At 67.7% G+C, this 19,670-nt stretch carries 19 protein-coding genes; 10 read left to right on the forward strand and 9 right to left on the reverse strand.

Annotated features, from left to right (window positions below):
- The 3 genes from EDC36_RS07250 to EDC36_RS07260 form a co-directional block, all read right to left on the reverse strand.
- Positions 1-255: AAA family ATPase (locus EDC36_RS07250; protein WP_165902829.1), on the reverse strand; the 255-nt coding region annotated here is incomplete at its 3' end.
- A 114-nt stretch (positions 256-369) separates the two neighbouring features.
- Positions 370-861 (reverse strand): cyanophycin metabolism-associated DUF1854 family protein, encoded by a 492-nt coding sequence (locus EDC36_RS07255; protein ID WP_132962598.1) that lies wholly within the window; start codon positions 859-861, stop codon positions 370-372.
- Between the two features lie 2 nt (positions 862-863).
- Positions 864-3,161 (reverse strand): cyanophycin metabolism-associated ABC transporter, encoded by a 2,298-nt coding sequence (locus EDC36_RS07260; RefSeq protein WP_132962599.1) that lies wholly within the window; start codon positions 3,159-3,161, stop codon positions 864-866.
- A gap of 114 nt (positions 3,162-3,275) precedes the next feature.
- On the opposite strand from EDC36_RS07260, the gene EDC36_RS07265 reads away from it, so the two are divergent.
- A complete protein-coding gene (locus EDC36_RS07265; protein ID WP_132962600.1) occupies positions 3,276-5,450 on the forward strand; it encodes a cyanophycin synthetase in 2,175 nt (724 codons plus the stop codon).
- 37 nt (positions 5,451-5,487) lie between these two features.
- Positions 5,488-8,082 carry a cyanophycin synthetase gene (cphA, locus tag EDC36_RS07270; protein ID WP_132962601.1) on the forward strand — a complete coding sequence of 865 codons (2,595 nt, stop codon included), beginning with the start codon at positions 5,488-5,490 and terminating at the stop codon, positions 8,080-8,082.
- Between the two features lie 19 nt (positions 8,083-8,101).
- Here cphA and EDC36_RS07275 read toward each other — a convergent pair whose 3' ends face one another.
- Both EDC36_RS07275 and tadA read right to left on the reverse strand, forming a co-directional pair.
- Complete coding sequence (locus EDC36_RS07275; RefSeq protein WP_132962602.1) at positions 8,102-9,022, reverse strand: LD-carboxypeptidase; 921 nt, start codon at positions 9,020-9,022, stop codon at positions 8,102-8,104.
- An 8-nt stretch (positions 9,023-9,030) separates the two neighbouring features.
- Entirely contained in the window at positions 9,031-10,104 is a 1,074-nt protein-coding gene (gene tadA, locus EDC36_RS07280; RefSeq protein WP_132962603.1) for a tRNA adenosine(34) deaminase TadA, read from the reverse strand.
- Between the two features lie 254 nt (positions 10,105-10,358).
- Between tadA and EDC36_RS07285 the strand changes: the two genes are divergently transcribed.
- The 7 genes from EDC36_RS07285 to EDC36_RS07310 all read left to right on the forward strand — a co-directional run bounded on the left by EDC36_RS07285 (position 10,359) and on the right by EDC36_RS07310 (position 15,001).
- Positions 10,359-10,940 carry an RNA polymerase sigma factor gene (locus EDC36_RS07285; protein WP_132962604.1) on the forward strand — a complete coding sequence of 194 codons (582 nt, stop codon included), beginning with the start codon at positions 10,359-10,361 and terminating at the stop codon, positions 10,938-10,940.
- Entirely contained in the window at positions 10,937-11,479 is a 543-nt protein-coding gene (locus EDC36_RS13180) for a hypothetical protein (RefSeq protein WP_165902830.1), read from the forward strand. The genes EDC36_RS07285 and EDC36_RS13180 overlap by 4 nt, the downstream gene beginning before the upstream one ends.
- On the forward strand, positions 11,476-12,720 hold the full coding sequence (locus tag EDC36_RS07290) for a S8 family serine peptidase (protein WP_165902831.1): 1,245 nt from the start codon (positions 11,476-11,478) through the stop codon (positions 12,718-12,720). The genes EDC36_RS13180 and EDC36_RS07290 overlap by 4 nt, the downstream gene beginning before the upstream one ends.
- Positions 12,721-12,792: 72 nt before the next feature.
- On the forward strand, positions 12,793-13,128 hold the full coding sequence (locus tag EDC36_RS07295; protein WP_132962606.1) for a hypothetical protein: 336 nt from the start codon (positions 12,793-12,795) through the stop codon (positions 13,126-13,128).
- A 90-nt stretch (positions 13,129-13,218) separates the two neighbouring features.
- The gene (locus EDC36_RS07300; protein WP_132962607.1) at positions 13,219-13,701 is read left to right on the forward strand and encodes a hypothetical protein; all 483 of its coding nucleotides are present in this window, start codon (positions 13,219-13,221) and stop codon (positions 13,699-13,701) included.
- Positions 13,702-13,843: 142 nt separating this feature from the next.
- The gene (locus tag EDC36_RS07305; RefSeq protein WP_132962608.1) at positions 13,844-14,230 is read left to right on the forward strand and encodes a hypothetical protein; all 387 of its coding nucleotides are present in this window, start codon (positions 13,844-13,846) and stop codon (positions 14,228-14,230) included.
- 12 nt (positions 14,231-14,242) lie between these two features.
- On the forward strand, positions 14,243-15,001 hold the full coding sequence (locus EDC36_RS07310) for a CsgG/HfaB family protein (protein ID WP_132962609.1): 759 nt from the start codon (positions 14,243-14,245) through the stop codon (positions 14,999-15,001).
- 98 nt (positions 15,002-15,099) lie between these two features.
- Here the strand turns inward: EDC36_RS07310 and guaA are convergent, their stop codons facing one another.
- From guaA to EDC36_RS07330, 4 genes are all read right to left on the reverse strand, one after another.
- A complete protein-coding gene (gene guaA, locus EDC36_RS07315) occupies positions 15,100-16,716 on the reverse strand; it encodes a glutamine-hydrolyzing GMP synthase (RefSeq protein WP_132962610.1) in 1,617 nt (538 codons plus the stop codon).
- Positions 16,717-16,791: 75 nt separating this feature from the next.
- A complete protein-coding gene (guaB, locus tag EDC36_RS07320; protein WP_132962611.1) occupies positions 16,792-18,264 on the reverse strand; it encodes an IMP dehydrogenase in 1,473 nt (490 codons plus the stop codon).
- Between the two features lie 60 nt (positions 18,265-18,324).
- Positions 18,325-18,633: an RnfH family protein gene (locus tag EDC36_RS07325; protein ID WP_132962612.1), complete on the reverse strand. Its 309-nt coding sequence runs from the start codon at positions 18,631-18,633 to the stop codon at positions 18,325-18,327.
- 6 nt (positions 18,634-18,639) lie between these two features.
- Positions 18,640-19,104 carry a type II toxin-antitoxin system RatA family toxin gene (locus tag EDC36_RS07330; RefSeq protein WP_132962613.1) on the reverse strand — a complete coding sequence of 155 codons (465 nt, stop codon included), beginning with the start codon at positions 19,102-19,104 and terminating at the stop codon, positions 18,640-18,642.
- Positions 19,105-19,136: 32 nt separating this feature from the next.
- Here EDC36_RS07330 and smpB point away from each other — a divergent pair, with 32 nt between their 5' ends.
- Positions 19,137-19,616, forward strand: a complete 480-nt coding sequence (gene smpB, locus EDC36_RS07335; RefSeq protein ID WP_132962614.1) for an SsrA-binding protein SmpB — start codon at positions 19,137-19,139, stop codon at positions 19,614-19,616.
- The last annotated feature ends 54 nt before the right edge of the window (positions 19,617-19,670 follow it).

Below are 19,670 nucleotides of genomic sequence, written 5' to 3' on the forward strand. Positions count from 1 at the left end.
GGCCACCGCTGGGTCCACCCCCAGCGCCACGGCGGCCTCACCGCCTTCAAAGAGCGCGCGCTGGCCGGCAAAGGCCTCGGCGATGGTGTCGATCAGCAGCGACTTGCCAAAGCGGCGCGGGCGGGAGAGGAAGTAAAAGCTGCCTTGCTCCGCCAACCGTGCGATCAGCGGGGTTTTGTCGACGTAGTAGCAGCCCTCGCCGCGGATCTTGGCGAAGGTCTGGATGCCGATGGGCAGCTTGCGGCGGCTGGTCATGGGGCAATGCTAGCAGCTCACGGGTTGATGGCCCAAGCCCGCCGACGCCCGCCCACATCGGGGCGCTGCAGCCCGTGCTGCGCTGGGTTGCGGGTGCACAACCGCGCCGTGCGCCTACATGAACCGATCCAGCAGCCGCCGGCTGTGGCGGTCGAGCGTGTGCGGGTCGCGGATCAAATACTGCACGCCGTAGGCGTCCTGCACCAGCAGCACGCCGGGGGCGATGCGGCGAATATCTTCCTCGCCTTTGAGCACGAAGCGTGTGCGACCACGGTCGGTGTCCACCGTCCAGGTGCTGGGGGTGGCAAAGGAGCTGACCTCCACCAGACGCGTGATGCGCGGCAAAAAAGCATGGCGCTGCAGGTGTTGCAGCAACAGCGCCCGGTCGTCGGCGGACAGACCGTCCAAGGTGGCCAGGTAGGCCACCTCGTGCCCATGCGGGCCGACCAACGCGACCTCGCCATGCGGCGCCTGGATGGGGAACGCCCGCACCGGGGTCACCGGGCCACACCATTGGCCATCGTCGCCGCGCCAATGCAGCCGCCCCAGCGCATCTTCGCGCAGGCGGGCCGGGGGCGGGTTGTCCACGGGGGCTGCCACGGTCATCGTCACGCCTCCTTCCAGCGCTCGCGCTCGGCCTCGGCTTGGCGCTGCTGTGCCTCGTACAGCCGCCAGTACGCGCCACGGCGCGCCAGCAACTCATCGTGGGTGCCCTCTTCCACTTTGCGGCCTTTGTCCATCACCACCAGGCGGTCCGCGCGCCGCAGGGTGGACAGGCGGTGCGCAATGGCGATCGTCGTGCGGCCCTGCACCAAGTTGTCCAGCGCCTTTTGGATTTCTTTTTCGGTTTCGGTGTCCACGCTGGCCGTGGCCTCGTCCAGGATCAACACCTTCGGATCGATCAGCAGCGCGCGCGCGATGCTGATGCGCTGGCGCTCCCCGCCCGACAGCCCCTGCCCGCGCTCGCCCACCAGCGTGTCGTATCCCTGTGGCAGGCGCAGGATGAACTCATGCGCGTGCGCCGCGCGCGCGGCGGCCACGATTTGCTCACGTGTGGCGTCGGGCCGGCCGTACGCGATGTTGTCGGCGATCGTGCCGTAAAACAAAAAGGGCTCTTGCAGCACCAGGCCGATGTGGCGGCGCCAGTCGGCCACGCGCACATCGCGCACGTCCACGCCGTCGATCAGGATGCGCCCCTCGGCCACGTCATAAAAGCGGCAGATCAGGTTGATCAACGTGCTCTTGCCGGAGCCGCTGTGGCCCACCAGGCCCACCATTTCGCCGGGGCGAATGTCCAGGTCCAGCCCCTGAATGACGGTGCGGTTGCCGTAGCGAAACGTCACCCCTTGCAGCTGCAGGTGCCCCCGCACGGTGGGCAGCGGCACGGGCTGGGCCGGCTCCGGCACGCTGCTTTTGTGGTCCAGGATGTCGAAAATCCGCTTGGCGCCGGCGGCGGCCTTTTGCGTCACCGACACGATGCGGCTCATCGAGTCGAGCCGGGTGTAAAAGCGCCCGATGTAGGCCAAAAACGCCGACAGCACCCCCACGGTGACTTGCCCACGCGCCACCAGCCAGATGCCAAACCCCCACACGACGAGCAGCCCCACCTCGGTCAACAGCGTCACCGTGGGCGAAAACAACGACCACAGCCGGTTGAGGCGGTCGTTGACGGCCAGGTTGTGCCGGTTGGCTTCCCGAAAACGCTCGGCTTCGCGCGCTTCTTGCGCAAACGCCTTGACGACGCGGATGCCCGGGATGGTGTCGGCCAGCACGCTGGTGACTTCGGCCCAGACGCGGTCGATCTTTTCGAAACCGGTGCGCAGCCGGTCGCGCACGACGTGGATCAGCCAGGCGATCAGCGGCAGTGGTAGCAGCGTGGCCAGCGCCAGCGGCGGGCTGATCGAAAACAAAATCACCGCCGTCATCAGGATCATCAGCACGTCGGTGGCGAAGTCCAGCAAATGCAGCGACAAAAAGATGTTGATGCGGTCGGTTTCGGAGCCGATGCGCGCCATCAGGTCGCCGGTGCGGCGGTTGCCAAAATACTCCAGCGACAAGCCCAGCAAATGTTCGTAGGTGGTGGTGCGCAAGTCGGCCCCAATGCGCTCCGACACCAGCGCCAAGATGTAGGTTTTGGCCCAACCCAGCCCCCACGCCAGCAGTGCCGCGCCCAGCAGCCCGCCCAGCAGCGCCGCCACCAGCCACCAATCCACCGGCTGCCCGTTCTGAAACGGGATCAACACGTCGTCCATCAGCGGAATCGTCAGGTACGGCGGCACCAGCGTGGCGGCGGTGGAGGCCAGCATCAGCGCAAACCCCAGCGCCAACTGCCAACGGTACGGATGGGCAAACCGCCACAGCCGCAGCAGCGTGCGCGTCGTTGGCGGGGTTTGCACCACCTGCGTGCACACGCTGCATGACTCTTCGTCGGGCTCCATCGGGCTGGCGCACACGGGACACTGCAGCGTTTGCGGGGCGGCGTCGTCCGCAGCGGCAGCGCCCCCTTCATGCCGAGCCTGGCGCCACGCTTGCAACCGCTCGATCAACCGACGCGCCGCCAACTGCCGCCCCAGTGTGCAGTGCCACACCGCCAGGCGCTCGCTGGGCTGGCCCTCGGCGTCCAGGCGCACCAACTGCAACGTCACCACGCCGTGGTGGTCATGCTCGTGCAGTGTCAGCGTGCCGTCCATCACCCAGCGCTGCACCTGGGCACCTGCCCGTTGCGCCCAATACAACACCCCGCGCGCCACCCACAGCAGCCCGTCGGCAAACGCCAAGTCGGCATCCAGGTCGGTTTGCAGCCATGCCTCGGGCACGGCGTCGGGGCCGGCGCTGGCCACGGTCGCGCGCCAGGCGGGCGGCAACGCGGGGGCAGACGCAGCAGCGGCGGGAGGAGGATACGACATGTTGCAAACGACGGAAACTTGTAACACGGCCAAACGGGTCCGCACGCGCGACAATAGGGGCTGAATCGAGCGGCAGGGCCACGCATTCTACGGTCCGCCTCAGGAAAGCGATCCATGTCCACAACCATTGAGATTTTGCGCCTGCGCCACCTGCGTGGCCCCAACCTCTGGACCTACCGTGCCGCGCTCGAAGCGGTGTTGGACATTGGGGCGCTGGAAGACCGTCCCTCCAACACCATCGAGGGCTTGTACGAGCGGCTGACCGCTTGGCTGCCAGGGCTGATCGAGCACCACTGCGGGGTGGGCGAGCGCGGCGGTTTTTTGCAGCGGTTGCGTGAGGGCACCTGGGCCGGCCACATCATGGAGCACATCGCCATCGAGCTGCTCAACCTGGCTGGCCTGCCCACGGGCTTCGGGCAGACACGCTCGACCGACCAGCGTGGCGTGTACAAGCTGGTCATCCGCGCACGGCAGTGGGAGGTCGCACGCCAGGCGGTGCTGGACGCGCGCGACCTGCTGTGCGCCGCCATCGACGGCCGCGCGTACGACGTCGCGGCGGCGGTCAAGCAGCTCAAAGCGCTGGTGGACCGCTGGGCGCTTGGGCCCAGCACCGCGGCCATCGTCGACGCGGCCACCGCGCGACGCATTCCGCACATCCGCCTCATCGAGGGTGGCAACCTCGTGCAGCTGGGCTACGGCGCGCAGCTCAAGCGCATCTGGACCGCCGAGACCGACCGCACCAGCGCCATCGCCGAGGGCATCTCGCGCGACAAGGATCTGACCAAGCGGCTGTTGGCCGAGTGCGGCGTGCCGGTGCCCGAAGGCCGCGTGGTCAGCAGCGTGGACGACGCCTGGGACGCAGCGCAGGATATCGGCTTGCCCGTGGTGGTCAAGCCCACCGACGCCAACCACGCGCGCGGCGTGTCGCTCGACGTGCGCACGCGTGAGGAGCTGGCCGCCGCGTACGAACTGGCCGAGCGTGAGGGCTCCGAGGTGATGGTGGAGCGCTACATCCCTGGCACCGAGCACCGCGTGCTGGTGGTGGGCGGGCGCATGGTGGCCGCCTCGCGCGGCGAGTGCGCGTGGATCACGGGCGACGGTGTGCACACGGTGCGCCAACTCATCGAGCGCGACATCAACAGCGACCCACGCCGCGGCGAAGAAGAGGAATACCCCCTCGACACCATCCGCCTGCCAGAAAACCGCGACGTGATGTTGGAGCTGCGCCGCCAGGGGCTGGAACCTGACAGCGTACCCGCGGCCGGGCAGCGGGTGCTGGTGCAACGCACCGGGCTGCTGACCGACGATGTCACCGACTTGGTGCACCCCGATATTGCGGAACTCACCGCGCTGGCCGCCCGCGTGGTGGGCCTGGACATCGCCGGCATCGACCTGGTGGTACAGGACATCAGCCGCCCCATGGCCGAACAGGGGGGCGCCATCGTCGAAGTCAACGCGGGCCCGGGGTTGCTGCCCCACCTCAAACCCGCCAACGGCAAACCGCGGCCGGTGGGTGAAGCCATCGTGGCGCACCTGTTTCCCCCGGGGGTGGCGGGGCGTATCCCGATTGTGGGTGTCAGCGGCACCCGCGCCACGGCGGCGGTGGCGCGCCTGATCGGGTGGCTGCTGCACCGCGCCAACCTGGCCACCGGCGTGGCGTGCGAAGGCCGCCTTTACCTGAACATGCAACCCGTGCCCACGGCCGGCGCCCCATCAGCGTGGGAAGCGGGCCAGCGTGTGCTGATGAACCGCTGCGTGCAGGCGGCGGTCATCGAAAGCTCCCCACGCAGCATCCTGGACGAAGGGTTGGCCTACGACCGCTGCCTGATTGGCGTCGTCACCGACGTGCCCGTACCCCAGGGCCTGCACGACCACTACATCACCACGCAAGAGCAAATGCGCAAGGTGCTGCGCACCCAGGTGGATGTGGTGCTGCCCGAGGGCTGCGCCGTGCTCAACGCCGACTGCGAGGTGTGCGCCGGGCTGGCTGAGCTGTCCGACGGAGCCGTGTTGCTGTACAGCGAGCGCCCCGACCACCTGCTGCGCGCCGAGCACGTGGCGCAGGGCGGCCGCTTTGTCACCGTGGAAGATGGGCACGTGGTCGTGGCCCAGGGTGGCAACGTGCAGCCGCTGGTGCCGCTGCAGCACGCGGGCGTGCAAGCGCTGGTGCAGCGTGTGGGCTTGCCGGCGCTGCTGGCGGCCACCGGCGCGGCCCTGGCGCTGGAACTCAGCCCGGAGCTGATTCGCGCGGGCTTGGAGGTCGCCGCGGCCGAAGTGCCCGACCTCTGATCGCCCCGTTCTGTTTTCGACCCACCGGAACCGTCCCATGAAGGTCAACCGTTTGCGGGCTCTGCGCGGGCCCAACCTGTGGAGCCGCCACACGGCGCTGGAAGCCACCGTGACATGCGAGCCGCACGAGTGCGACGTGCGCCGCCTGCCCGGCTTTGATGAGCGGCTGCGTCAGCGCTTTCCGCAACTGGGCGCGTTGCCTCAGCCCAGCACCGATGGCGTGCTGACGATGGCCCATGCGCTGGAGGTGGCCGCGCTGGCGCTGCAAACCGAAGCCGGCTGCGCGGTGAGCTTTTCGCGCACGATCGCGGCGCCCGAGCCTGGCGTGTTCCAGGTGGTGGTGGAGTACGGGGTCGAGGACGTCGGGCGCGCCGCGTTCGACGCCGCGCTGCAGCTGCTGCAGGCCGCTCAGGATGACACCCCGTTCGACCTGCAGGCGGTGCTGGCGCACCTGCGTGAGCTGGACGAAGACCTGCGCCTGGGGCCCTCCACCGGCTCCATCGTGGAAGCCGCCGTGCGCCGCGGCATCCCGTACCGCCGCCTGACCACGGGCAGCCTGGTGCAGCTGGGCTGGGGCAGCCAACAGCGGCGCATCCAGGCCGCCGAATGTGACAGCACCAGCGCCATCGCCGAGTCGATCGCGCAAGACAAGGAATTGACCAAGCGGCTGCTGCACGCGGTCGGCGTTCCGGTGCCGCTGGGCCGCCCGGTGGCCGACGCCGAGGACGCCTGGCGCGCGGCGCAGGAGTTGGGCGGGGCCGTCGTCGTCAAGCCGCGCGACGGCAACCAAGGCAAGGGCGTCACCGTCAACGTGAGCACCCGTGAGCAGGTGCTGGCCGCTTACGAAGTAGCGGCCCGCTACGGCTCCGAGGTGATGATCGAGCGCTACCTGCCGGGCATCGACTTTCGCCTGCTGGTGGTGGGCAACCGGCTGGTGGCCGCGGCGCGGCGTGACCCGCCGTTGGTCATCGGCGACGGTGTGCACACGGTGCGCGAGCTGGTCGAGCGCGTCAACGCCGACCCGCGCCGCGGCGACGGCCACGCCACCCCGCTGACCCGCATTCGGCTCGACGCCATCGCCCTGGAGCGTCTGGCGCAACAGGGCCTCACCCCCGACGACGTGCCGGCGTTGGGGCAGCGCGTCGTGCTGCGCAACAACGCCAACCTGTCCACCGGTGGCACGGCCACCGACGTCACCGACGAAGTTCACCCCGACGTGGCCCAGCGTGCCATCCTGGCGGCCATGACCGTCGGGCTGGACGTGTGCGGAGTGGATGTCGTGTGCCAGACGGTGGCGCGCCCGCTCGAAGAACAGCAGGGTGGCATCGTCGAAGTCAACGCCGCGCCGGGCCTGCGCATGCACCTCAGCCCCTCGTACGGCAAGGGGCGCGACGTGGGCCAGGCCATCATCGACCACATGTTCGCCCCGGGGCAAGACGGACGCATTCCGCTGGTGGCCGTCACCGGCACCAACGGCAAGACCACCACGGTGCGCCTGACCGCGCACCTGATGCAGCGCCACGGCTGGCGCGTGGGCTTCACCGACACCAACGGCGTGTATGTGCAAGGCCGCGCCATCGACACCGGTGACTGCTCGGGCCCCAAAAGCGCACGGCGGCTGCTGGCCCACCCCGACGTGGACGCGGCGGTGCTGGAAACGGCGCGCGGCGGCATCCTGCGCGAAGGCCTGGCGTTTGACCGCTGCCACGTCGGGGTGGTGACCAACATCGGCACGGGCGACCACCTGGGCCTGAACTACATCACCACCGCCGAAGACGTGGGCGTGCTCAAGCGCGTCATCGTGCAAAACGTCGCGCCCAACGGCTGGACCGTGCTCAACGCCGCCGACCCGCACTGCGTGGCCATGGCCCCCCTGTCGCCCGCACCCGTCATTTACTTCGGGCCGGACGCGCACCACCCGGTGGTCGCCACCCACCGCGCGCTGGGTCGGCGGGTGGTGTTTGTGGACCATGACGCCATCGTGGCGGCCGAAGGGGGTTGGCACATGCGGCTGCCCTTGGCCGACATTCCGTTGACCGACGCGGGGCGCATCCCATTCCAAGTCGACAACGCGATGGCGGCGATTGCCGCCGCCTGGGGCGCGGGCGTGTCGTGGTCGGCCGTCGTCGAAGGGCTGCGCACGTTCGAAGCCACCGCGCAGGCGGTGCCCGGGCGCTTCAACCGCTTCAGCTACCGCGGCGCCAGCCTGGTCGCGGACTATGGCCACAACCCCGACGCCATCGCGGCGCTGTGCCGCACCGTGGAGGCCATGCCCGCGGGCAAGCGCGTCGTCGTCATCAGCGCCGCCGGCGACCGGCGCGACCAAGACATCATCGAACAAGGACGGCTGGTCGGCCAGACGTTTGACGAGGTGGTGCTGTTCGAAGACGCCTGTCAACGTGGCCGCGCCGATGGCGAGACGATCGCGCTGCTGCAGCGTGGGTTGCAGGGCGCGCCGCGCACACGCTGGCAAACCGCGGTGCGCGGGGAGTTCGCGGCCATCGACACGGCCCTGCAACGCCTGCAACCGGGCGACCTGTGCCTGATTCTCGTGGACCAGGTGGCCGAGGCGCTGCAACACATCCAGCAGCGCGTGGCCGAAGCCAGCGATACCGTCGCGGCGGCGACGTAAACCGCGCCAGCCCCCCGCCTCAACCCCACAGCAGCAGGGCTTCGCGGCCCTGCACGGTCAGATCCACGCGGCGCCCCACGGGCAGCATCACCTTGGTGGGCACGTGACCAAAGGGCAGCCCGGTCAACACGGGCACCTCAGGCAGCTGCGCGCGCAGCCACGCCACCACCGTCGCCAGCTTGAAGCCACGGTCGTGCGGGGTCAGCGTGTAGCGGTTGAACGCCCCCAGCACGATGGCCCGCTGCGCCCCCAGCACCCCGGCCAGCAGCAGCTGGGTCAGCATGCGCTCGATGCGGTAGGGGTGCTCGCCCACATCTTCCAAAAACAGCACCCCACCCTGCACCGCTGGCAGGTACGGTGTGCCCACCAGGTTGCACAACATGGACAGGTTGCCCCCCCACAGCACCGCATCGTGCACGTGCCAGCCCTGCGCCAGCGCGGGGTGGGCGTGCAGCGTTTCGGCCGGCAGCCGCCAGCCCGTGCCTTCGGCCACACCGTGCGCCACGTCGTCGAAACACGCCTGCGTGATGTCGTCCACAGCATCACCCGCCCAATCTTCCATCACCGCTGGCCCGGCCCACGTGGGCGTGCCGCGCTGCGCCAACACCGCCAGTTGCAACGCCGTGAAGTCGCTCAAGCCCACCCACACCATGCCACGGCGCGCGGCGGCGTCGATAGCTTCGTAGGGCAGCCGGGGCAGCAAGCGCGTCAAACCGTAGCCGCCGCGGGTGGTCATGGCAACATCGGCGCCGCTGACCGCCGCGCGCGCGATGGCGGCCAGGCGCTCGTCGTCATGGCCGGCAAAGCGCTGGTGGCGCGCCAGCGCAGCAGGGTCCACCTGGACGTCGTAGCCTTGGGCCTGCAAGCGTCGCATGGCACGCCGAAACGCCACGCGGTCCCGCACCGCCCCACTGGGGGAATAAACGTAAAGGAATGGCATGACCCGCATTATCCGCCCCAGGCCCGCACCGCCTGCGGCCCGGCGCGGTGGCCGCGGTCCGGGTACGGGACGTCGGCCCAGTCCGGGGGCAGCGCCAGCAGCGCGTGCGCGGGGACGTCCTGCTCCAGCACCACGCGTTCGGCCAAGGCGGTGCGAAGCGCCCGCGCCAGCCAGTGCGTCCCCGGCGCCCATGCCACGCGCACCGGCCCCTGCGGTGGCAGCAGCGCGTCGAGCCACTGCACGACGATCTGCGCGTGGCGCTGCGGCGTGTGCCAGGCGGCTTTTTTGGGCTTGTCACTTTGGCCAAAGCCGATCAGGTCCGGCACCAACACGCGCTCACCGCGCGCCACCGCCGCCCCCATCCACGGCAACCACTGCGGCCACCATGCGTCGGGGCCGTGCACACACAACCACGGCACGGGGGCATCACGGCTCCCCACATCCAGGGCGTGCAAGCGCAAGCCCTGCAAGGCATCCAGGGCCTGCCACGTGCGGCTGTGCTGGGCTTGGCGCAACCCCCAACGCGCCTCGGCCTGCGCCCACACCCCGGCAAAGCGCTCGGGCGGCGTGCGCAGTGCATCGTCGCGCAGCGGTTCGGCCCGCGCACGCTGCTGGGCGCGCCGCTGGGCAAAAAATTGCCGCATCAGCGCTGCTGCTTCGTCGGCGCGCACCCCGGCCGTCACCTGGGTGTGTGGGTTGAGCGCCGGCACCGAAAACAGGTCCACCGCCGACCCCGCCGCCCCGGTGCGCGGCTCCGCCGCCCCGTACACCACCCGCGCCAGCCGCGCGTGCAGCGCCGCCTGCGCGCACATGGCGCACGGCTCCACCGTCACGTACAACACGCACCCCGGCAGCCGGTAGTTGCCCAACGTGCGGGCGGCCTCGCGCAAGGCCAACACCTCGGCGTGCGCCGTCGGGTCATGGCTGCCCACCGGCTGGTTGTGACCGCGCCCGACGATGCGCCCGTTGCACACCACGACGGCGCCTACCGGCACCTCGCCCGCCCCGGCCGCCTGCCGTGCCAGCGCGAGCGCTTCGGCCATGTACTTGTCGTCGGTTTCGACGATGGCACCCTGCTCCATGCACTGCTTTCGTGTCGGGGGCGGTTTGGTGCTGGGCTGTGGCAGCCAAGCGTTCTCTGCAACGCTGGGGGATTGTAAAAGGTCTTCCAAGTCATGACTGCCAGCGCGACTTGCCCCGCGTCACCCGGGCCTTGCTGGACTGCTGCGCCACGATCTTGACGCGGCCGCCTCCCAGCAAAACCCCTGTTCTTCTTGCAGCGCGAGAGCATGTCCGCCTACACTTTGGAGCGGTCATCGAAACCCTGCGCCATCCCATGGACGACCACGCCATCGTTGCTGCCTGCGCCAAGGGCGACAGCCACGCTTTGCGAAGCCTGCATGAGCGACATGCCCGTGCGGCATATACGTTTGCACTGCGCCTGCTTGGAAACCCGGCGGACGCCGACGATGCCGTGGCCGAGGCGTTTTACGAGGTTTGGCGATCGGCCTCGAAGTTCGCCAACCGCTCCAGCGTGCGAACCTGGATTTTGGGCATCGTCCGCCACAAGGCCCTGGACCTCCTGCGTGCCCGAGGTGCACGCGCGGAGGAGGCCATCGATGACGTGCTCACCGATACCCTGGTCGATCCCGGCCCCACGCCGTTTGAATGGTTGGCCGAGCACCAGACTTGGGAAATGGTCGATCGGTGCATGCAGACCTTACCCGTCCCCCAGCGGGAAAGCTTGCACCTGTTCCTGCTCGAAGGCCTTCCTTTGCAGCAAATCGCCCAGCTCCAAGGGGTGCCGGACAACACCGTCGCCACACGAATTCATCACGCCAAGCGCAAGCTGAAGCTGTGCCTGACCGAAGCCCTCGGATTGAAGAAAGCCAGCCCAAAAGCCGACTCAGTGTTATGACGAACACTCCCTCTCAACCCACGGGTGAGCGGCCCAGCGCCAGTCCCGGAGAAATCCAGTGGCTCGATCGCATCCGGCAACAGCTCGAAGGCGCGGCACCCCCGTTCGATCACGAGCGTAACTGGCAACGCGTGGCCGCCCGGATCGACGCGGAGCGCGAATGGGATCGTGCCCAAAACCGCCGCTCCCAAGGGGGAAGGCCATGGTGGTGGGCGCTGATGGCCTATGGCATGGGTGCTGCAACGGCCGCGATCCTCATGACCGTCGTCGCTCCCGAGCCCTGGCGTGCCGATACGGCCGTCGTGCCTTTGGGTGCCGAAGAAAGCACCGCCAAGGCCGCCGCACGCGTGCGGCTCCAAGTGGTGTTCTCCGATCAGGCCACCCTCGCGCAGGTGCGGGCGGCGCTGTCGCCCATCGACGCCGAGATCGTCGCGGGCCCAGGGCGTCTGGGCGTCTGGACCATTGCTGTGCCCGCATCCGCCGACGAAGCAGAAAAGGTTTTGCGCGCCCTGCCGATTGTCGAAAGTGTCTCGCGATGAAACGGGTCGTCACCGCGCTCCTGTTGGGGGCGAGTCTTTGCGGAACCGCGATCGGGCAGGTCGAGCCGCCGAAAGGCCAGCCCTCGCGCGGTGGTTCAGCGGGTGTCGGCATTGGCATCCAAGTCGACCTGAGAAGTCTCGTCAGCGGCGTCGCCGCGTTGCTCGGGCGTGCTACGTCCGACACGGTCTCGAACGTCGTCGCGGGCCAAGTCGTCGCCGTTTGGGCTGAAGACGAAGTCGCGCTCGCGCCGGAAGAAGTTGCGCGGGCCATGCAAGCTCGGGTCTTGGCAGACCATCCGCTGTCCTCGCTCGGGTTGCGGCTCGTCCTGTTTGCGGTGGACGAAGAGGAGGCAGACAAGCTCCTGGCACAGGCCCGCCAGTCTTTTCCCCAAATTTCCTTCGCACGCAACAGCTACGTCGATACGCTCCAGACCGAGCACACAGCAGCCAGCCCGGGCGCGGCAGGCCGGCAGTACGCGCACGAACTGGTTCGCGCAACGGCGGTGCAGCGCTTGCCTCAACCCGTGCGCATCGGTGTCATCGATGGCGCACCCGACGCCAACGCCCCCTTGGACGCGGCGTCGTTCGATCTGCAGCGCTTTACGGACACCGGTCAAAGTCCGCACGCCAGCGCCATCGCCTGTGAACTGGCTTGCCGGCCCGAGACGGGCTTCCCCGGTCTGGCGCGGGGTGCCGAGTTGGTGTGGGCGGCCATTCTTTCGCCACACCAGAATGGCCATGAACGCAGCGACTTGGTGACATTGGCCCGCGCGCTCGATGGGCTGGTCAAGCGCCGCGCCGAAGTCATCCTCACAAGTCTCGGCACACCCCCCAATCCTGTCCTCACCCGCGTGCTCGACCGTGTGCTGCCGAAGGTGCGGGCTTTCGTCGCTGCCGCAGGCAATGGCGGACCCAATGGCGCCGTGCCCCTGCCGGCAGCGCACCCTGGTGTGATTGCCGTGGCCGCCGTCGATGCCGCTGCCCAGCCCTGGCCGCAGGGGAGTCGCGGCCAGGCCATCCTCGTCGCTGCGCCTGGGGTGGATCTGTGGCTCCCCGTCGGTGGTGGCCGGTATTTCACCGGCACTTCTTATGCCGCGCCGTTCGCCGCAGCCTGGATCGCACAGCGGCTCGCACGCGGCCAGCCCGCCGATGCGGCTGCCTTGTGCGCCACGGCCCAGGACCTGCCGCCCGCTGGGTGTGACGATGCCACAGGGTGCGGGCTGCTGCGTTGGTCGCCCTAGTGAGAGCACCATTGAAGAAAAGCGTCGGAACTGCCGACTCAGAGGTACCCCATCAACCTGAGGAGCCCCAACATGACTGTCTTCCGTCTTCTGACCGCAACCCTCATCCTCGGCGTGACCCTGTCCGCCGCGCACGCTGCTGAACGCGACGCCGCCATCGCCAGTGGTGCCAAGCTGACCAAGGCCGACGCGGCGCGGACCGCACCCGGCGGAGCGGGAACGGGCGACGCCACCGGCGCCATCGCACCCGACGCCGGGGCGCGCGGCATCGAGAAAAAGGACATCCGGCGCGGCATGGTGATCGCCAAACCCACCTCCGCACATGCTCGGGACGCCCATCAAGCACCGGGCGAATGCCCACCCTGCGGCACTTTGCCGCGGACACCAAAACCGGTGCCACACGATTGAAGAATTCGCGGCAAACCTCCGACTCAGTATCGGGAGTCCGGCGACGCCGGCTGCCGATTCGATTCAAACCCAACCGAAAAGGAGATCATCATGAAAATGCAGCCCAAACTCATCGCCAGCGCCATCACTGTTGCGCTGTTGGCGGGTGCCGTTCATGCGGCCGAGAACGCCGGCGGCGGCCAACCGACATCTACGCCGACCCACACTGTGCCGGTCAAGCCGACACTCAAAGGAGAAACCGAAGACGAAACGACCGGCGCTGTGCCAGGCAGGCCGACAGACCGGCTGACGATCAAAACCAAGAGTTCACCGCCTGTTGCGCCGCCGATCGAGGACAAAAAGGTGACCCCGACTATGGGCAGTAACGCTAACGCGGGCGAATCGGCAATAAAACCCCCAACAGGGGTAGGCCATATCAACATAGGCGGGAACCCGGGTAATTCTTGGGACCCGGTCGGCCAGTGCTACGTCGGCAAGCCCCCTGCCAATTACCGATGCCCGCCTGGTCAGAAGATAGTTGACCTCGACCCATCTCCTAAGGTGTGCTGGCGCTGCGAGTTTCCAAAAGATTAATTCGGCCATCTTTCACCGAGGATCCGTGCTCGCATAACCGTAGATCAGGATTCCGTGCGGTTCAAATGGGCTGCACGGAAAGTTTAACAAATCAAGAATCCCGCTTTTGGCGGGTTGACCAAGAAAGAGAGGAGATCGCGTCATGAATCGAGTCCAATTCAAACACCGAGCTCCGCCTATGATCATCGGGACATTGCTCTGTGCTGCTGCAGCGCAAGCACAGGCGGTGCCGACCATCGTCTCTATCACCCACAGCGGCCCAGTTCCCGGCACCCCGACCATCACAGGGCAAATCCAGTGCACGTCCAACAACGTGATGCTGACTTCCTACTATCAGAAGCAGATCGCGAGCGGCTGGGGGCCGACCACCTACATCGACAGGTTCTACTGTAAGCCGCCGGCCAACACGGGGGCAGTCATTACCGTGACCAAGAGCAAACCCTTCATCCCGGTCAGTCCTGGGGAGAAATTCCGCTTCATGGTGCAACAGGGTGGCGCGATGTCGCCTTGGGTCGTGTATCAGTTTTAAGGGAGCGCAACGATGCGGAAAGGGGCTTCGCTGTACCTTGCCTGCGCGGCTATTCTGACAGGCTGTTCCACTGCGCCCATCCTGGGCGGAGATGACCCGATCGCCAAAGGCGCGGCGAGCGGCCAACAGGCGGTTGCGGCAACCGAGCAACTCGAGCGTTGTACGGAACCCTTGGGCACCGTCGGTTTTGCTGAAGCGGCGGATGATCCGTATGTGCCCATCGTGCAAATGCTGGTGCAGCAGTCCAACTGCTTCATCGTGGTCGAGCGCGGGCGCGCATACAACCAGATCGACCTGGAGCGGCAGCTCAAAGAGGCAGGGCTCACCGGACAAGCCGGTGCGGCGAATCGCAAAATGCTGGCGGCCGATTACACGATGGTGCCAACGGTAACCTTTGCAGAGCCCTCGGGATTTGGCTTGAGTACGGGCCTGGGTGGTTTGTTCGGCCGGCGCGGCAGCAACCTCGATACATCAGCGCAAGTTCAAGCCCTGGGCGCCTCCACCACATTGCGTCTCATCGACAACGCCAGTGGCGCGCAAATCGTGGCGGCCCAAGGCAGCGCCAAGAATTACAACCTGGGAGCGGGCATTGGCATCCTCGGCGGCCTGGTGGCCGGGGTCAACGCCTATGCGAGCACGCCGCAGGGAAAGATTGTCGCCGCCGCCTTCCTCGACGCCTACAACAAACTGGTTCAGGCCGCTCGTCAATATAAACCCCAGCAAACCCGCGGCGGCGCAGGGCAAGGCGGACGGCTACAAGGGCCTCAGTAACGCCCCCCGCTTTTGTTTGTTGCCGTGCTCTGCGCTTCCGGTTTTCTATCGGCGACGACCAGATACCCGAATCGCACATGCCCGGCAATTGCCTTTACTCACTCCCACTCAATCGTCGCCGGTGGCTTGGAGCTGACGTCGTAGGTGACGCGGTTGATGCCGCGCACTTCGTTGATGATGCGGCTGGAGACGCGCTTGAGCAGGCTGTAGGGCAGTTCGGCCCAGTCGGCGGTCATGAAGTCGCTGGTTTGCACCGCGCGCAGCGCCACGACGTAATCGTAGGTGCGCCCGTCGCCCATCACCCCGACGCTCTTGACCGGCAAAAACACCGCGAACGCCTGGCTGACCAGGTCGTACCAGGGCTTGCCGGAATGGGGCTCGATGGTCGAGCGCAGCTCCTCGATGAAGATGGCGTCGGCGCGGCGCAGCAGGTCGGCGTATTCCTTTTTGACCTCGCCCAAAATGCGCACGCCCAGCCCTGGCCCGGGGAAGGGGTGGCGGTACACCATGTCGTGCGGCAGCCCCAGCGCCACGCCCAGCTCGCGCACTTCGTCCTTGAACAAGTCGCGCAGCGGCTCCAGCAGCTTCAGGCCCAGCTGTTCGGGCAGCCCCCCCACGTTGTGGTGGCTTTTGATGGTGACGGCCTTCTTGCTCTTGGCCCCGCCCGACTCGATCACGTCGGGGTAAATGGTGCCCTGGGCCAGCCATTGGATGCCTTTGGAGCCGGGACGGGCGGCTTTGAGTTTTTCCGCTTCGGCTTTGAAGACATCGACGAACAGGCGGCCGATGATTTTGCGCTTGGCCTCGGGGTCGGTGACGCCGGCCAGTTCGCGCAAAAACAGGTCGCTGGCGTCCACGCGGATGACCTTGGCGTGCAGCTTGCCGGCGAACATGTCCATGACCATGTCCGCTTCGTTGAGGCGCAGCAGCCCGTGGTCCACGAACACGCAGGTGAGCTGCTCACCGATGGCGCGGTGAATCAGCGCCGCGGCCACCGATGAATCCACGCCACCCGACAGACCCAGCAACACTTCCTCATCGCCGACTTGCGCGCGAATGGCCTGCACGGCCTCTTCGATATGGTCGCGCATGATCCAGTCGGGCGTGGCGCCGCAGATGTCCAGCACGAAGCGCTCCAGAATCGCCCTGCCCTGCACGGTGTGCGTCACTTCCGGGTGGAACTGCACGCCGTAAAAGCGCCGGGTCTCGTCGGCCATGCCGGCGATCGGACAGGCGTCGGTGCTGGCCATCAGCTTGAAGCCCGGGGGCAGCTCGACCACCTTGTCACCGTGGCTCATCCACACCTTGAGCATGCCGTGGCCCTCGGGCGTGTGGAAGTCGGCGATATCTTTCAGCAGTGCCGTGTGGCCGCGCGCGCGCACCTCGGCGTAGCCGAACTCGCGCACGTTCGAGCCCTGCACCTTGCCGCCCAGTTGCTGCGCCATCGTTTGCATGCCGTAGCAGATGCCCAGCACCGGCACGCCCAGCTCAAACACGGCGTCGGGGGCACGGTCGTCGACCTCATAAACGCTGGCGTGGCTGCCCGACAGGATGATGCCTTTGAGGCGCCCGTCGGCGGCGTAGGCGCGCACCCACTCGCTGCTGACGTCGCACGGGTGCACCTCGCAGTACACGTGCGCCTCGCGCACGCGCCGCGCGATCAGCTGCGTGACCTGGGAGCCAAAGTCGAGGATGAGGATCTTGTCGTGGTTCATGGCGTCGTTGGGGGTGCTGCGGGAGGCTGCAAAAGCGAAGGGCCGCCCAACGGCGGCCCTTGGCGAGATGCGCGGTCAGTCGAGCCGGTAGTTGGGCGCTTCCTTGGTGATTTGCACGTCGTGCACGTGGCTTTCGCGGATGCCCGCGGCGGTGATTTGCACGAACGCGGCCTTTTCGTGCAGCTCGGCGATGCTGGCGCAGCCGCAATAACCCAGCGCGGCACGCACGCCACCGGCCATTTGGAAGATGATGGCCACCACCGACCCCTTGTACGGCACGCGGCCTTCGATCCCCTCGGGCACCAGCTTGTCGGCGTTGGGGTTGGCCGCTTCGTCGTTTTCCTGGAAGTAGCGGTCGGCGCTGCCCGCTTTCATCGCGCCGATGGAGCCCATGCCGCGGTAGCTCTTGTAGCTGCGGCCCTGGTACAGGATCACTTCGCCGGGGGCCTCCTCGGTGCCGGCGAACATGCCGCCCATCATCACCGTGTGCGCGCCCGCCGCCAGCGCCTTGGCGATGTCGCCGCTGTAGCGGATGCCGCCGTCGGCAATCAGCGGCACGCCCGTGCCCTTGAGCGCCTGCGCCACGTTGTCGATGGCGGTGATTTGCGGCACGCCCACGCCGGCCACGATGCGCGTGGTGCAGATCGACCCTGGCCCAATGCCCACCTTGACCGCGTCCGCCCCGGCGTCCACCAAGGCGCGCGCGGCTTCGCCGGTGGCGATGTTGCCGCCCACCACCTGCACCTGCGGGAAGTTGTGCTTGACCCAACGCACGCGGTCGAGCACGCCTTTGCTGTGGCCGTGCGCGGTGTCGACGACGATGACGTCCACCCCGGCCTTGACCAGCGCTTCGACGCGCTCGTCGGTGCCGGGCCCCACGCCCACCGCCGCGCCCACGCGCAGGCGGCCGTTGTCGTCGCGCGCGGCGTTGGGGAAGTTGAGCTGCTTGGTGATGTCCTTGACCGTGATCAGGCCCTTGAGCTCGAACGCGTCGTTGACCACCAGCAGCCGCTCGAGTTTGTGTTTGTTCAGCAGCGCCTTGGCGGCCTCGGGGGTGGTGCCTTCGGGCACGGTGACCAGCCGCTCACGCGGGGTCATGATCTCGCGCACCGGCGCGTCCATGCGGGTTTCGAAGCGCAGGTCGCGACCGGTGACGATGCCCACCACCTTGCCCGCCTGCACCACCGGAAAACCGGACACCCCCAGCTCGTCGGACAGCTTGACCACCTGACGCACGGTGGTGTCGGGGCTGATGACGACGGGGTCGCGCAACACGCCCGACTCGTAGCGCTTGACCTTGGCCACCTGCGCGGCCTGCTCCTGCACCGACAGGTTTTTGTGGATGATGCCGATGCCGCCTTCCTGGGCGATGGCGATGGCCAACCGCGCTTCGGTGACCGTGTCCATCGCCGCCGACACCAGCGGCAGGTTCAGGCGGATGTCGCGGGTGAGCTGCGTGGCCAGCGACGTATCTTTGGGCAGAACTTGCGAGTAGGCGGGAACGAGCAGGACGTCGTCGAACGTCAGGGCTTTTCCGAGCAGGCGCATGGGGTTGGCTCCAAAAACGCTATTGTACCGGGGCCCTTGTGGCGTCGGCCATCAGCCCGGTCATGGGCGGCGGCGCGCAAACAGCCCCGGGGCTCGCGCGCCCTGGCGGGCAAAGCGCTCGCGCCGCGCCACCTTGGGGTCCACGCGCAACGGCCGGGTCAGCTCCAGCCGGTCGCCGTCGCGCAGCGGGGTGTCCAGCGCCGCTTTGCGCCCCCACACGCTCAAGCCCAGCCGCCCCTGGGCCAGCGCCTCGCCCACCGGCCAGCCGCTGGCCTGCAGGGCCTGCGCCACGGTGGTCCCTGGCGGCAGCGTCAGCGTGACCACGCGCACACGGCGCGGCGCTTCGGCCCAGACGAGCTCCACCTGCATGCCGCCCTACCCCTGCATGCCGTGCAATTGGTCGGCGCGCTTGACGAAAGCGTCCACCAACGTGTTGGCGATGCGGTCGAACACCGGCCCCACCAGCGCCGCCAGCACGCTGCTGGAAAAGCCGTACGTCAGCACGAAGTCGATGCGGCACGCGGCCGGCTGGCCGCCAGCCCCGTCACCCAAGGGGGTGAAGGTCCAGTCGCCCTCCAGTTGCGAAAACGGCCCATCGACCAGCGTGAGCCGAATGCGCCGGCCAGGCTCGTGGACGTTGCGGGTGGTGAAGCTCTTGTGCACGCCGCCAAACGCCATGCCGATCGACGCCACCATGCCATCCGGGGTGCGCTCGAGGACGCGGCCGTATTCACACCACGGCAAAAAGGCCGGGTAGTGCTCCACGTCGCTGACGAGGTCGAACATCTGTTCGGCGCTGTGCCACACCAGCACCGATTTGCGCACGGTCTTGGGTTTCATACAATCGCGGGTCTTGCCCGATTGTAGGCCCCATGAGTGCTCCGAACCGCAAACCTCAGCCCGCGCTGATCGCCGACAACAAAAAGGCCTTCTTCAACTACCACATCGAAGAGCGCTTCGAGGCCGGCGTGGTGCTGCAGGGCTGGGAGGTCAAGGCCATCCGCGAGGGCAAGGTGCAGCTCACCGAGGGCTATGTGGTGGTACGCGACGGCGAGCTGTTTTTGATCGGCTGCCTGATCCACCCGCTGCGCAGCACCTCCACCCACATCCGCGCCGACAGCGCACGCACGCGCAAGCTGCTGATGCACAAGGACGAAATCCGCCGCCTGATCGGCAAGGTGGAGCAAAAGGGCTACACGCTGGTGCCGCTGAACCTGCACTGGAAAAACGGTCGTGTGAAGTGCGAAATCGCCCTGGCGCGCGGCAAGGCCCAGCACGACAAGCGCGACGCCATCAAGGAGCGCGAAGGCAAGCGTGAGGTGGAGCGCGCGCTCAAACAGCGCACGCGCTAACGTCCACGCTCCCCGGCAGCGCAGGCCCGCCGCCGCACCGCAGGCGCGGCACGC

Source organism: Tepidimonas ignava (genome assembly GCF_004342625.1).
In the GTDB taxonomy this organism is placed as follows: Bacteria; Pseudomonadota; Gammaproteobacteria; order Burkholderiales; family Burkholderiaceae_C; genus Tepidimonas; species Tepidimonas ignava.

Excerpts from the sequence above, each read along its gene's own strand:
- EDC36_RS07255 (WP_132962598.1), bottom strand. The coding sequence starts at position 861 with ATGACCGTGGCAGCCCCCGTGGACAACCCGCCCCCGGCCCGCCTGCGC.
- EDC36_RS07260 (WP_132962599.1), bottom strand. The coding sequence starts at position 3,161 with ATGTCGTATCCTCCTCCCGCCGCTGCTGCGTCTGCCCCCGCGTTGCCG.
- EDC36_RS07265 (WP_132962600.1), top strand. The coding sequence starts at position 3,276 with ATGTCCACAACCATTGAGATTTTGCGCCTGCGCCACCTGCGTGGCCCC.
- cphA (WP_132962601.1), top strand. The coding sequence starts at position 5,488 with ATGAAGGTCAACCGTTTGCGGGCTCTGCGCGGGCCCAACCTGTGGAGC.
- EDC36_RS07275 (WP_132962602.1), bottom strand. The coding sequence starts at position 9,022 with ATGCCATTCCTTTACGTTTATTCCCCCAGTGGGGCGGTGCGGGACCGC.
- tadA (WP_132962603.1), bottom strand. The coding sequence starts at position 10,104 with ATGGAGCAGGGTGCCATCGTCGAAACCGACGACAAGTACATGGCCGAA.
- EDC36_RS07285 (WP_132962604.1), top strand. The coding sequence starts at position 10,359 with ATGGACGACCACGCCATCGTTGCTGCCTGCGCCAAGGGCGACAGCCAC.
- EDC36_RS13180 (WP_165902830.1), top strand. The coding sequence starts at position 10,937 with ATGACGAACACTCCCTCTCAACCCACGGGTGAGCGGCCCAGCGCCAGT.
- EDC36_RS07290 (WP_165902831.1), top strand. The coding sequence starts at position 11,476 with ATGAAACGGGTCGTCACCGCGCTCCTGTTGGGGGCGAGTCTTTGCGGA.
- EDC36_RS07295 (WP_132962606.1), top strand. The coding sequence starts at position 12,793 with ATGACTGTCTTCCGTCTTCTGACCGCAACCCTCATCCTCGGCGTGACC.
- EDC36_RS07300 (WP_132962607.1), top strand. The coding sequence starts at position 13,219 with ATGAAAATGCAGCCCAAACTCATCGCCAGCGCCATCACTGTTGCGCTG.
- EDC36_RS07305 (WP_132962608.1), top strand. The coding sequence starts at position 13,844 with ATGAATCGAGTCCAATTCAAACACCGAGCTCCGCCTATGATCATCGGG.
- EDC36_RS07310 (WP_132962609.1), top strand. The coding sequence starts at position 14,243 with ATGCGGAAAGGGGCTTCGCTGTACCTTGCCTGCGCGGCTATTCTGACA.
- guaA (WP_132962610.1), bottom strand. The coding sequence starts at position 16,716 with ATGAACCACGACAAGATCCTCATCCTCGACTTTGGCTCCCAGGTCACG.
- guaB (WP_132962611.1), bottom strand. The coding sequence starts at position 18,264 with ATGCGCCTGCTCGGAAAAGCCCTGACGTTCGACGACGTCCTGCTCGTT.
- EDC36_RS07325 (WP_132962612.1), bottom strand. The coding sequence starts at position 18,633 with ATGCAGGTGGAGCTCGTCTGGGCCGAAGCGCCGCGCCGTGTGCGCGTG.
- EDC36_RS07330 (WP_132962613.1), bottom strand. The coding sequence starts at position 19,104 with ATGAAACCCAAGACCGTGCGCAAATCGGTGCTGGTGTGGCACAGCGCC.
- smpB (WP_132962614.1), top strand. The coding sequence starts at position 19,137 with ATGAGTGCTCCGAACCGCAAACCTCAGCCCGCGCTGATCGCCGACAAC.